Origin of the sequence: Sphingobacterium sp. LZ7M1, from assembly GCF_024296865.1 — a bacterium.
Taxonomy (GTDB): domain Bacteria; phylum Bacteroidota; class Bacteroidia; order Sphingobacteriales; family Sphingobacteriaceae; genus Sphingobacterium.
Genome location: NZ_CP101134.1, coordinates 4,164,004 through 4,177,620 on the forward strand (window position 1 = coordinate 4,164,004; position 13,617 = coordinate 4,177,620).

A 13,617-nucleotide genomic window follows, 5' to 3' on the forward strand; every position below is an offset into this window, starting at 1 on the left:
AATTCCATCAATTAATTGTAGTGGGTCCGTGTACTTTTAACACACCCTTAGAATCTATTTCTATGGGATCAATAAAAACAACCCTGTCATTTCCGGTTTTGGTGGTCCTGCCATGGTAGACACAGTACATTTTGCCATCCTTACCTACAAACACAGAATTATGGCCCGTACCTGTCACATCACCTCCCTTTTCGCTGTTCTTTTCCAATACCGGATTAAACTCCGATTTCACAAACGGCCCTAAAGGACTTTCTGAGGTGGCATAACCCACGGCATAATATGGCCCTGCATAGTGATTCGCAGAATACATCATATAAAAAAGACCATTATGCTTGAACAAATAGGACCCCTCGGTCCAACGGCGATTGATTTCCTTATTATGGACAGAACGGCTTTCCCATTCTGCCTGCTTATCGTCCATTTTCACTGGTGGCTTCAACAAAAGGCGAGGCTTACCGATTACCCCACTCAAATCTGGTTTTAACTCAATTCCGTAAACCCAACTCTCCTCAATCTCATCATAAATGCCATTCTTTTTTGCCCAATCTGCGATCTCTGATTCCACGGGATGTTTGTAACAACATCTGGAATAATAAAGATATTTCTTGCCATCCTCCGCTACATAGACATTGGCATCAATAATGGGATAGCCAGGATCAAAAAGCGGATGCGATTCTATATCCACAAAAGGACCGGTTGGATTATCCGATACCGCAACGCCGATTTTATAGTTTTCAAGTTCATTATTTGGATTTTCTTTCCAATGGGCACTGTAGAATAAATAGAACTTATCATCCCATTTATAAACCTCAGGAGCCCAAAAGTCTTTGGTTCCCCATGATTTTTCCTGTTGGTTATTGTAGATTACACCTTCATTTTTCCAATCCTTTAGGTCCTTGGAAGAATAAACCACAAAACCGTTCTTTGTACCCCCTGTTCCATATAAATAATAAAGGTCGCTCTGCTCATCAAAGATGATATAAGGATCCCCTAAAGCAACTGACAGTGGATTCCCCGGTAATTCCTGGGCCTTACCTTGCAGGCACAACAGGAATGACAATCCTAATAGCAATAATCGTATGTTCATCTCTAAGAATTAAATAATAGGTTTTTGAGTTTTATTTCTTTCTGGTTTTCCTGTACCGATCAGTGGCCAACCCTCTTTCCAGTTCAGCGGATCCAACATCAACATCCTTCTGCTTGTTCCATTCCCCAACTTTCCATTGGTCTTATCAATCGCATGGTAGAAAATCCAATCCTTACCTTTAGCATCCTTGATGATCCCTGAAGTATGCCCAGGGCCAACTATGGAATCCGAACCTTCCAAGATTAGGCTACCATGATTTCTTTCCTTGATATCTCGTCCCTCTTTATCGAGATAGGGTCCCAACAAATTCTTGGATCTTGCTGTCAGCACATGATACTTACTATTTGCACCCTCACAGCAACTACCCTTAGAACCCAAGAAATAGAAATAGCCATCTTTCTTATAGATGGTCACGGCTTCATAATCACCGGCAGCTATTTTATGCTTTTTCCCAGTTAACACCTTTTTCCCATCAGAGGTTAACTCCAGCGCAAATGTGCCCTGTTCAGGACTATCGGAGAAACTTCCCCAGAATATATATTTCTTGCCATTATCCTCCATAAAAAAGGGATCAATTGAATTAGGCACATTGGCAGATTCAGAATCAAGCAATTTCCCTTGATCTATAAAAGGCCCCTTTGGAGAATCCGAAATAGCCAATCCCAAACCAGGGTTCTTATCGCCCCAAGTTGAAAAGGAGTAATAGAGGTAATACTTTCCATCTACAATATTGATATCTGGTGCCCAAATACCACCGGCCTCTTTCCAATTAGGCTTAGTGTCAAAAGCAGGCCCCACATAGGACCAGTTCACCATATCCTTGGACTCCAAGATTGGAACAAGACGAGAGCCCTTACCATCATCCCAATTATCTTGGGTGCCATAAGCATAGAATAGTTTTGTTTTAGGATCTTGGATTACCGTAGGGTCAGCGAGCACAGGTTCAAATACCGGATTCTGATAGGTATCATTTTTTTGGCTTGTAACCACAGAGTTTTTCCTTGCACAAGAATCAAGAACAGAAGCTGAAAGTAATAAAACAGACATGAGCATTGAATTGCGGACCGAAGGCACACTGATCAATGTTTTTATATAGACCACACTTTTCAGAAACATAATTTGATTGAGTTTAAACAGGTTAAACAAGTAGATAAAGTTCAATTTACAGGAATTTTCTGAGAATTAAGGGAATAAAAAAAGAAAACCCTAAGCTTTATGGGCTTAGGGTTTTCCTTTATTTGATCTTTTCCGTTAGGAAGACAATGTCTTTATAATTGTCTTTTTCATACAGAATACCGACCAACTTAGGTTTCATCAGGACGATGTCCGAATAGGCTGAATAGGCTCCTTTATATCCTTCAGGCGCCTTAGCAATCAATTTTGTAAAATACCAGGTCTTCCCTTTATCCTTTGAAAGCCTCAAGGTTAGGTTATCCCTATTCTTTTCATCTGCTGCATTGATATGAGCCAGCACGAAATTCTTCCCTTTCTTCCAGGACAATACCGAACCTTGGTTGATCGGGTCTGGAAGATTAGGGTCTGGAGCAGAACTCTGCCAAGTTTCACCGCCATCATTCGAAACGGAAATAACACGTTGCTTTGGATTCAACTGCTGATTCCTGGAACTCATATAGACCTCATTATCTCCAACCTGAGCAGCAGTAGATTCATTAGTTCCTGGATAAGGTACATTCTGGCTCAACTTAAAGGTCTTTCCATGGTCATCCGAATAGAAAGCATGTGCATTCCAGTCCTTACCCTGTGCACTAGGATCTCCAGCACTGTGGTTGGCAGCAATGTAAATCCTTCCCTTATTAGGACCTGACACAAACTGAAATCCATGTCCAGGCGTATTGGCATAAGTTCTCCAGTCTTCTGTAAAGGTATAGGCGGAATTAACCTGTGGCTGATTTGGTCTGTGGGTCTGGGTCGTGATATTCACGGGTTCAGACCAAGTTTTTGCACCATCCGTAGAAGTGATGTACCAGACTTCACGCAAGCCTTTGCCTTTCCTCACTTCGCCTTCGTGGTTGTTCCCTGTATTATAAAAAAGAAATATCCTTCCAGCTGGATAAGCTGGATCCGTCATATCCAACACCGGCGCTACATTTCCAGCCTGAAGCTTATCATAATCAGCTGCAACATTCAGTTTCCCCCAAGTCTTTCCTTGGTCCTGACTGATCTTATAAACGATATCCACATTGCCATAATCTCCGGCATGGTCCACACGACCTTCCGAAAATGCTATCAGGTCTCCATTCTTGTTCTTGATAATGGCTGGAATCCTATAGCTGGCATAACCATCCTCTCCTGAGCGGAAAACTACGGTTTCCTGAGCTGAAACTGCTGATATTAAGCATGCGGCAAATACTGATAAAAATAGTTTTTTCATATATAGTGTGTATTGATTTCTATTGATAAGGGATAAAAGTAAACATCCATTTCGTTGGATTCTGCCAATCCTTGCCCTTAAAATCTCCGACTGGCAACTTGATTAATATCTCATTCCATCCTTCCTCCATCTGGATCTTGGTGGGTTCCCTAAAAGAATAGCCTTCATCCGTCAATGGCAGCTCTAGCTCCCCTTTCTGACCAGGATGATTCCATTTCGGCGCTGGGATTTTTATTCCATTGACCAAAACCTGGCTTTGCAGGTCATCCCATGTACCTTCTGCCGGCGAATCACTGGCATAAGACCGCGAAAGGTTTGCAAAACCGATCCAGAATTCTTTTTCTTCGGCTTTATCACTCCAGATCCTTGTTCTTTCATAAAAAGTACTGTTGGGTTTAGGCGATTCAACAACTCCGGGAATAATATCAGCCCACCAATGTCTCAAAACGATGGTCCCTCCGACTTGGTTCTTATAAACAGCATATTGTTCCCCAAATGGTTCCTTTTCAATAGGGAACTCTTTCGCTAATTCGCCATTATTATCAAAAGGTCCGATCATTTCCCAGAACATTCCAGTCTGTTGCTGATATGGGAAAGGAAGGTTGGCGAAATATTTCGATTTATGGGACAAGAGTCTCTTCTCAAATGCTGCAAATTCTTGGAATGCTTCCGTTTTTCTTTCTGGAAGAAATGCCTTCCAACCTAATTCACCGCCTCCACGCCATATTCTTTCTGCAAATGTTATCATCCCAGGATAGATAGCACTTTGCAGGAACATATCCTCTGGTTTTTCAACTGCACGGTCTGGCCATGAACATAGAATGGCTCCAGGAAGTTGCGAGCTTTCCTTTTCCTGTTCAGCAAACCTTCGGAAAAACAAGGTTGTCACAGTCTCCAAAGGATCCATATGGTTGATATAAAGATGCTTGGAGTCTAAATACTGAAGTGTAGTTTTAGGATCTATAGCTTTTGGACCGCCCATCCACATTTGACGAACGGTGGATGATTCCAGATTACTTCCCGGATCCCAGCCGTAAGTTTTGAAGCCCAATGATTCCACATATTTCGTGATTTCCGGCATAAACTGCTTATTACTAATCTTTACCTCATCCCCACCTATATGCAGATGCTTGAGCGTAGGAAAGGTATCAGCAAACTCCTTAAGCAATTCCTTGATGTATACAATACCTTCTTCACTCTGCATATTGACCTTAAAGAAACGCTCAAATGCAGCTGAATGTCCTGGCATATCAATCTCAGGCAAAAATAAAATATGCCTTTCCTGACAGTAATCGATCAACTCCTGAAACTCCGCAACCGTATAATATTTCCCAGCCCATCGGGTCATGTTCTCCGCAGCTGTGAGACCAGGATATTTTTTACTTTCCAAGCGCCAAGCAATATCCTCCGTGAAATGGAAATGCAGAACATTAAGCTTATACTTCGCCATCACATCGATCTGCTCTTTCAACATCGCCACCGGTTGGTAATTTCTACCCACATCCAGCAAGAATCCCCTAAAGGAATATGCAGGCTGGTCCTTGATTTTCACTAGAGCTACTTGCTTCTCATGAAAGTCCATTTGTCCTAAAGTCTGCAGAGCGTAGAAAATCCCTTTACTAGATAAAGCTTTGATTTGGATTCCCTGGGAATCAATTTGCAGAGTATAACCTTCATCAGATTGTATACCTTCCAGACTTGAAATTATCTTCAATGAAATTGAAGGTAATTTCTTATTCTTAGAAATGTTTATCGATTGACCTTCTAATAAATTTTTAAGCAGGTTGACCTCATTCTTTTCAATGGATTTGCCAATTTCAAGATGAACCCCTTTGGATAGGTCCAGTTTATTTTCCGACCACTGCACATCTTGAGGCATTGGAATCAAAGCCTCTTGAGCGTTCAAGCTATCGACAGCGAAAAAGTTCAACAACAATAAAATATAATGGGCTATCCTATTCATAATTGTCCTTTTTCTTAAATTGATTGATAATGGACCAACAGTACCATTCTTGCCTAGGCAAATGGAATGGACCTTTAAACAGGTTCCCTTTAGCGGTTTGGGCTATTCCCCCATCACGATGTAAATAACCGTACCATTCCCCATGTTCTTTATCGTGGAAATGAGTATAGGCATATTCATGGATCTGCTTGTGCATGCTAGCATATTTCTCATCCTTGGTTATCAGATACGCCAATAAGGTAGCAATGATAGCTTCGTTCTGCGGCCACCAAAATTTCATGTCCTGCCAATATTCTTGGACAGGTTTATTATAGACATCCCTAAAATACAGAATACCTCCAAATTCCTTATCCCAACCTCTTTCCCACATATAATCCAGCATCCGCAATCCAAGGTTTATCAATTTCTCATCCATATTTCTATGAACAGCTTCATGCAGAATAAACCAAGCACCCTCAATGGCATGCCCCGGATTGAGTGTTCTTCCATCAATATGATCGATGATACTACCATCAGGAGCTACCTGCTCCATCACACAGCGGATATCATCCTTCACAAAATACTGTTCTATCTCTTGGATCCAATTTGTAATCGCATCTTCACATCGAGGGTCGCCAATGGTCTCCCTTAATTGCTGAGCGGTATTGCACATGATCATCGGGATTCCTATTCCGCGGCTTGGTCGAGTTTCCTCAAACTTAGGTTCCATTTTTCGTTCTCCACTGGCATATTCCAAACATATCCCAAATAGATTACGGGCTAATTGCGCAGCTTCCTCATCACCTGAAGCTTTTGCGTAGGCAGCACTGGCAATCACGGCAAAGGTTTCCGAGAAAAAATATCGACGCATACGGATTGGATTGCCTTCCTGATCAACGTGGAAATACATTTTCCCTGCTGCATCAAAACATTTATTTTTCAAAAATTCATAGCCTAAGCGCGCGCCTTCCAACCATTCTTCCCTTGGTTCCACCGTGTTATAAAGGGTAGAAAGCAACCAACAAGCACGGCCTTGTATCCAAACGGCCTTATCGGTATCAATCAGGGAACCATCTTGATCTCGCATCAATAGGTACCCACCAAACTCATGATCAAATGATCGCGGAAACCAAAAAGGAACCGTATCATTGACCAATTGATCTTTATAAAAATCTGCTAATTCAGTTAACTCTTCGTTATTGTACATTCTTTTTTATCTTTTAATCGAAAATGTGGAAACAGGCACTCCTTCCTCATTCGCTAAATTTGCCCTTGAAAAAGGCTTGTATCCATAATATATCTCCATTAAACCTCTAGGATTTTCCAGGAAAACCGAATTCCCTTTTATTTCCACGACCTTGAGATCTACCAAATTTCCGTTTTCATCTTTAGCCTGAAAACCTGTAACTTCTTTTGATCCCATTACCTTTAATTGCTTGGCATGACTGAACCTTATTTCATGTATATCTTCATTTTCATAAGAATAAATAGGTTGCGGGCTATCCGAATTATTATCCTTTCCAAATTCATGCTTCAAGACCAGATTAGCCAATCGTTTTCCAATGATTAACTTCTCTCTAGGGTGTACATCCAAGGAATCACCTAGATCAGAACTGACAGCCATATAGACATCCTTCAATTCATTGCTGAGCTTTCTTTGGCTATCCCTGAATTTTGGCCAAGAGGGCCTATCTATACTGGAAAGCTGAACCGTATAGAATGGCAACCTTTCCCGTTTACCGAAAAAGGGCTTATAATTCTCTCTCCAAGAAGCTATTAAAGTCTTGAATAGATGCTCATGTAGTTCAACGTTATGGGCATTACTTTCCCCCTGATACCATAGAACCCCCTTTAATGAAGCATCCTTCCACTTATTGTAACCTGCTTCAAAATTATAGGCCGGTTCATAGGGATGTCTTTGGTTCTTGACCATGGATTTCTTCAGATTAACCTCAGCTCTGCTTCTACAGAAATCCTGAATGAAATCGGATTTCCGCCACTGATGGATATAAGTCGCCAAAAGCGGATCGTTCTCCAAGCTTCTTCTCGGAATCCAAGACTCGGTATTCGAACCGCCCACGGCAAGTTCAATGATGCCAATCGGAACCTGCGTTTCCTTTTGTAATTCTATTGCAAAACTGTAGGCAATCGCTGAAAAGTTGGCGGCATTTTCTGCTGTTAGCTTTTCCCAGTTCCCAGAGAAATATTCCAGGTCATTTACTTTCTTTAAAGTAGCCTCATCCCACTCTTCATTATTTGTTTCCTTAAGGACCTTGTTATTAAAAATTCGAATATTATCGTGTTTGGAAGCCTCCTTAATCAATTCTTTTGATCCATTGGCATCCTTTAACGGGAAAGCCATATTGGACTGCCCTGATGCTAAAAACACATCGCCAAACAATATATCTTCTAAGATGATCGTATCCTGATCCGTAAAAATTTTCATCTTATATGGTCCACCAGCAGGTATGTCATAAATATCAATTCTCCACTCCCCTTCGGAGTTAGCAGGGGATAAGTAAGTTCCTCCATTCATTTCAATAAATACAGCCTGTTTAGCATTCGCTTTGCCTGTTATTCGATTAGTTTGATCCCGTTGCAATACCATATGCGAACCTATACTTTCATGTACGGAAAGCTTCTGCCTTACAGGAACTATTACATCGAAAATGGTCTTTGCAATAATTTCGGCACCTTGCTCCGATGGGTGTAGATAATCATCAAATAGATCGATACGAAAAGCTAAGGGCGGATAGAGATAAACGAGCTTGTGGAAATGTCTCACCGCTACAGCGCGTATTTCTCTCTTGATATCCCAGTACCAATCTCGAGTTCCTGAAAGGAATCGAGGATGTCCACTAAAAATTGGTGTGTTTTCACATACATAAACTTCCACCTTCGGATTTCCGTTTTTAAAAAGAGAGATCAGTTTATTATAGTTCCGTTGAAAGTCCATTTGGTAATTAGGCCAATTTCTTGGATCTGTATCATTCAAGCCTAAGTTAATGACAACCAAATCAGGTTTAAAGGCTAGCGCAGCCTCCAGTTCCTCTGATTTCAGATAAGGGTTATGCCCTTTTTCCAGTAGAGTTGCACCATTTCTCCCAAAATTGCGTACTTCATAATCATCGCCCAGTAACTGCTGCAATTGATCCGGATAGGTTTTCCCTTTGGCTAAATTAGAGCCTTTAGTCACTGAATCACCAATACAGGCCACCCTCTTCTTTTGTTGGGCAAAAAGAAAGTTGAACGATAGAATAAATAAGAAAAGTACTTTAATCGATAGCCTCATTTCCCTTCGGTTTTAATACGGCCAATTGAATGATCAATACGATCAACACAATTCCCGCCAATAATGCAAAATCACTTCCCAATTGTCCTTCATCTGCAGAGGCACCAAGAATCTTCGTGATATAAGCACCTGCAAAGACACCAACCATATTCATGATCCCATAGGCCGTTGCCCTGTATTTTGAAGATACAAACTGACAAAGGATGGGCATATTATTGGCATCAAACATCCCAAAACCAAAGCCGAACATCAGGCCTGCAGCAACGATTGCAAAGACACTGTGTCCATATCCAATCAATATTACCGCCGGAATGGTCGATGCCAATCCTATGGCGCTGGTATAGATCCTTCCGCGCACATTCTTTTGAATCCATTTATCGGAAATAATTCCTCCAAGGATTACCCCAAAGAATGAGGAAAGGGCTATGGTAATGGTTGCCAATGGACCTGCTTTTTCCATAGGGATATGCAGGTTCTCCGAGAATAAGGTAGGTAGCCAATTCTTGGTTGCCCAGCCCGGAAGGCTTGGAACAGCAAAATATAATAGGATGACCCAGAAAGCAATATTGGAAAACAACATGGAAAGCCCTTTTAACAGGGGAACCTTGTTTTCCACTAACTTCTTGGCATCAGATCGATGATCCGTTTCATGTAAAAATAGAATAAGGACGACGGAATAGATGATTCCGATCAATCCAAACAGGATAAAGGTATAATGCCAGGAATAGGATGCCGCAACGGTGGCACCAAAACCGCCTAATGCCTGTCCAAAATAAAAACCGGTCATGTGGATCCCTACAGCTAAGGACCTTGACTTATCCGAATGGTAATCCGCAATCAATGAAAGTCCCGCTGGAATATACAAGGCTTCACTGACGCCCATAATCGCCCGTAGGGCATACAGTTGCTCATAAGTATCAGCATAGCCCATCGCTAGGGTAACTGCCGACCATACAAACAAACTCCCTACGATCAACCATTTCCGGTTCCACTTATCGGCAACAATTCCCGCTACAGGACTCATAAAACCATATATCCAAAGAAATACAGCCATCAGGTTACCAAATACCGCAGCACTTTCCAATTCCAAAATATCGATGGCCATTGCAGGTCGCATGGTTGATAAGATCTGACGGTCCATATAATTCAGGAGTGCCACAAACCATAACAAGCCTACAACGATCCAAGGATATCTTTTACTGTTTTTCATAGATTTATTTTATCTGTCCAACCAAGATCTGATCGGTACGAACCCCCGCTCGAACCTCCCCAGATGGAATAAAAAATAGATTTTCTTTTATAACTGCCGTAGTGGTTACTGGACTTTCAGTTTCAATTCCCTCCAATTGTGACCAAGCACCTGTCTTCAGGTCATACACCAAATTCTCTTTCGAAAACCCGGGATGTCCTGCCTGAAGTTTATTCTTTGCTTGAGTCAATTCTTCCTTTTTCAGCGGATCATTTTCCTTGGCAATATTGGCTATAGCCTCCTCTACCTTTGAAAACGTGCTTCCATCATCCCCTCCGAACACAAAGATTTTCCCATCTTTATAGACTCCGGTCCCTGCGGCCAAAGCCTTAGGGAGCTTAGTAAGCTCACGAACACTTTTGGTATTTAGGTCCAATTCCAACAGCCCATCATAGATATCACTGATGGCATTTGGATTTTTCTTCCTTCCCCCAATGACATAGACCTTGTCCTTCCCATTGCCAAGCACAACAGCATGACTTACTGGATAGGGCAGTTTCATATATTCTATCCAATTTGCAGTGGAATCATCCAATTTCAGGGAATAAACCCGATCAGAGACCGATTCTGCATTTTCACCACCAATAAAGAAGATTTCGTTGGTACCTGCTGCCAAACCGGCATTGGTCAAAGCCACTGGCAAGGGTTTTAAGTATTTCTTTTCCAGTTTACCTCTTTCGGATAATTCATATTTGGCAACTTGATCAATTGGACCGATTTCATTTTCTCCGCCAGCAATATAGATGGCATCTGGAAGACTGAGATTGGCAGAATAGGCAATCCCAGTTTCAAGATTAAATATGGTATCCAGCTTTATGCTTGACCCTGAAATGGAAAAGATATATCCTTGAGATTGGTAAACTTTCTTTCCTCCATCCCAAGGCAATCCATCGGGGAAATTAGCACCAGCTGCCACAATCAGTTTGTCCTGAAGGATACCTGTTATTGGTCCTGCGACCCCTATATTTTTTGATCCAGAAATCGCAGGCAAATGACTTGCTTCTTCCCATACTAATCCAGACTTGCTCTGCAAACCAGAACAACCAACCACTAAAACCGCCATAGATAATATTGCCTTAGTCCGCATTAATTAATTGACTTAAAGGAATCAAAGCCCAATGCCGCAACATCAGCTTTGAACAACTCAAAATTCTCTTTTGACATATTGGCTATCGGTAAACGGAATTCTCCACAATCCAGGTCCACTAATTTCATGTAAGCCTTTCCTGTTGCAATACCACCATATTTACCTAACAGACGGATCATATCAATGGATTTCTGCTGCAATTTATTGGCTTCCTCAAAATTACCTTGGTCATATGCCGCTATCAGATCATTGTATAATGGAGCCGCATAATTGTAGGTACTTCCTACCGCACCTTTTGTTCCTAATACCAAAGAGGACAACATGTTTTCATCACGCCCCCAAAGCATATCGTACTTTCCATTTTTATGATTTAAACAAGACAAGAAATCCATAAAATCTTCATGCGTATATTTGATGCCTTTGAAGGTTGGAATCATATTATCCACAGCTTCCAATAGATCGATCATATTGTAGTTTCCACCGGTAAGCACTGGAATATGGTAATAATAAAATGCGGTATTTGGTGCAGCGGCAGCTATTTCCTGACAGCATTTCGCCAATTGCTGCACATTTGCAGGTTTGAAATAATAAGGGGAAGTAAAGGAAATGGCATCTGCTCCTTCTTGCTCAGAGATCACTGCCAATTGCTTACATTCCTTGACATTCGTACCGCCTAAAAACATAATCAGGGCGAAATCTGGATCGGCTTTTGTCAATGCTGTCCAGGCCTTCAATACTTGCACTTTTTCATCAAAGGTCAAGGATACCCCTTCACCAGTCGAGCCACAGATAAAAGCTCCTTTCACATTATTCTTTTTAAGCGACTGATAATAAGCAGGAATCAGGTCTAGGTTCAGTTCACCGTTTGGATCAAATGCCGTAAATGGAGCGGCAATTAATCCTTCAATTTTGTTTGTTAGCATATACAAATTATTAAAAACTAGATAGCCTATCCTGCTGGGCAGGATAGGTTTATATTAAATTTAACATTAAGTTCCTGAATATCCAGGATTTTGGTCTCCATCTAACTTCGGATCCGCCGATAGCGTTCCAAGGTCAATAGGCCAAAGAATTTTATGTTTTTGGGAATCATTGTTGTCCAACACCCCAACCAAATTCAGGTCCTTACGAAAAACCAATGGCGTTCCTGAGGCATCTTGCATGCGGCGTAGATCATACCAACGCTTACCCTCTGAAACAAACTCCTTGGTCCTCTCATAAAAAATGGCAAGTTCATTGGCTTCAAACCCTCCGTTTACAAATTGTGGAGCCGAACCTTTATAAGCCCTGTTTCGCACCAACATGATTTCATTAGTCGGATCTTGCCCCAATTTATTCTTGATTTCTGCCAATAACAGATAAGCATCGGCTAAGCGGTAAATCGGATAGTCATCTGAATAGCTTCGTACGCCTTCCACAATGGTACCCAAGAATTTACGGAGTACCACTGCATGCACATCGCCCTTGTTAAAGTTTAAGAAAGTTGCATTGGCTCTGCTATCTGCTGCTTCATACAGTTGATATAGGCCATATTTGTATTCATAACGGATAATGCCCGTATTGGAAATTTTCAAAGGATCTGCTGGAATGGCCTCACCTTTATCATCTACGTAGCCTGAAATATCATCACTCTGTGCATACAGAAAGTTATTGAAGAAACTGGTCGCCTCACCATATTGGTACCTCAAAGTAAAAATGGTTTCCGAATTTCCTTTATTGGCAGCTGAACTTGCCGTCGCAAAGACATTCGCATAATCATTGACTAGGGTGAATTTTGGTATTACGGCCTCTACAGCAGCTTTTGCAGTCTGAAGATCTTGTGCAGTACTTGCCGGAGCATTTCCGTCAATCTTTACCTTGGCGGACCATAGATACACCTCCGTTTTCAACATCTGTGTCGCAGCCAAGGACCACTGCGCTTTTTGGCTTAGGATATTATAGTCATTGTTGAAACTAGAAACTGATTTTTCAACGTCCGCTTTAATAAAGTCTAAGGTTTCTTTTTCCGTTTTACTACGGGAAGTGTACAACTCTTCAGCTGAACTCGGTGCCTGATTGGCTACCTTCGCTTCAGCAACCAAAGGAACCCTTCCCCAAGTCCGGAACAGATTGAAATAATAGAAAGCACGCAATCCATAGGCCTGCCCTAAATAATATCCTTTCTCCGCATCTGACAGGTAGGTTGCCGATTCCACTTGGAATATAAAGTTATTGATCTGGAAGATCTGTCCATAAAGGTTGGCCCAGCTGCTAAAACCAGGACTGCTTTCACGCACATCTTGGATGATGATCGAACTCGAGTTTAGGGATGCAGTACCTGTAAAACTGGTTCCATCTCGCAAAGTTCCACCTCTTAACTCTCCAAAACTCCATAAGGTTTGCTGCGCATTTCTTAATTGGCTATGGATACCAACCATTGCTCCTTTTACTTGATCCTGTGTTTTCCAGAAAGATCCACTTGCGAAATAATCCTCTGGGGTTAAATCCAATTCCATCTTGCTACAAGAGGAAAATGTTATGCTCGTTGCCGCTATTGCTAAGGCTATTAATATCTTTTTCATGACTTAA

Annotated in this window: 10 protein-coding genes; all 10 read right to left on the reverse strand. The window is 41.6% G+C overall.

Features of this window, described 5'->3' with window-relative positions:
- Positions 1–7: 7 nt before the first annotated feature.
- Entirely contained in the window at positions 8–1,087 is a 1,080-nt protein-coding gene (locus NMK93_RS17855) for a glycoside hydrolase family 43 protein (protein WP_254528849.1), read from the reverse strand.
- 9 nt (positions 1,088–1,096) lie between these two features.
- Positions 1,097–2,203, reverse strand: coding sequence for a family 43 glycosylhydrolase (locus tag NMK93_RS17860; RefSeq protein WP_254528848.1), 1,107 nt, complete (start codon positions 2,201–2,203; stop codon positions 1,097–1,099).
- A 118-nt stretch (positions 2,204–2,321) separates the two neighbouring features.
- The gene (locus NMK93_RS17865) at positions 2,322–3,479 is read right to left on the reverse strand and encodes an exo-alpha-sialidase (protein WP_254528847.1); all 1,158 of its coding nucleotides are present in this window, start codon (positions 3,477–3,479) and stop codon (positions 2,322–2,324) included.
- Between the two features lie 19 nt (positions 3,480–3,498).
- Positions 3,499–5,442, reverse strand: a complete 1,944-nt coding sequence (locus tag NMK93_RS17870) for a family 20 glycosylhydrolase (RefSeq protein WP_254528846.1) — start codon at positions 5,440–5,442, stop codon at positions 3,499–3,501.
- A complete protein-coding gene (locus NMK93_RS17875) occupies positions 5,435–6,628 on the reverse strand; it encodes an AGE family epimerase/isomerase (RefSeq protein WP_254528844.1) in 1,194 nt (397 codons plus the stop codon). The genes NMK93_RS17870 and NMK93_RS17875 overlap by 8 nt, the downstream gene beginning before the upstream one ends.
- A 6-nt stretch (positions 6,629–6,634) precedes the next feature.
- Positions 6,635–8,713: a GDSL-type esterase/lipase family protein gene (locus NMK93_RS17880; RefSeq protein WP_254528842.1), complete on the reverse strand. Its 2,079-nt coding sequence runs from the start codon at positions 8,711–8,713 to the stop codon at positions 6,635–6,637.
- Complete coding sequence (locus NMK93_RS17885) at positions 8,697–9,923, reverse strand: MFS transporter (RefSeq protein ID WP_254528840.1); 1,227 nt, start codon at positions 9,921–9,923, stop codon at positions 8,697–8,699. Before NMK93_RS17885 ends, NMK93_RS17880 begins: the two co-directional genes overlap by 17 nt.
- A 4-nt stretch (positions 9,924–9,927) precedes the next feature.
- Positions 9,928–11,049 (reverse strand): hypothetical protein, encoded by a 1,122-nt coding sequence (locus tag NMK93_RS17890; RefSeq protein WP_254528838.1) that lies wholly within the window; start codon positions 11,047–11,049, stop codon positions 9,928–9,930.
- On the reverse strand, positions 11,049–11,972 hold the full coding sequence (locus NMK93_RS17895; RefSeq protein ID WP_254528836.1) for a dihydrodipicolinate synthase family protein: 924 nt from the start codon (positions 11,970–11,972) through the stop codon (positions 11,049–11,051). Before NMK93_RS17895 ends, NMK93_RS17890 begins: the two co-directional genes overlap by 1 nt.
- A gap of 66 nt (positions 11,973–12,038) precedes the next feature.
- On the reverse strand, positions 12,039–13,610 hold the full coding sequence (locus NMK93_RS17900; RefSeq protein ID WP_254528834.1) for a RagB/SusD family nutrient uptake outer membrane protein: 1,572 nt from the start codon (positions 13,608–13,610) through the stop codon (positions 12,039–12,041).
- Between the last annotated feature and the right edge of the window lie 7 nt (positions 13,611–13,617).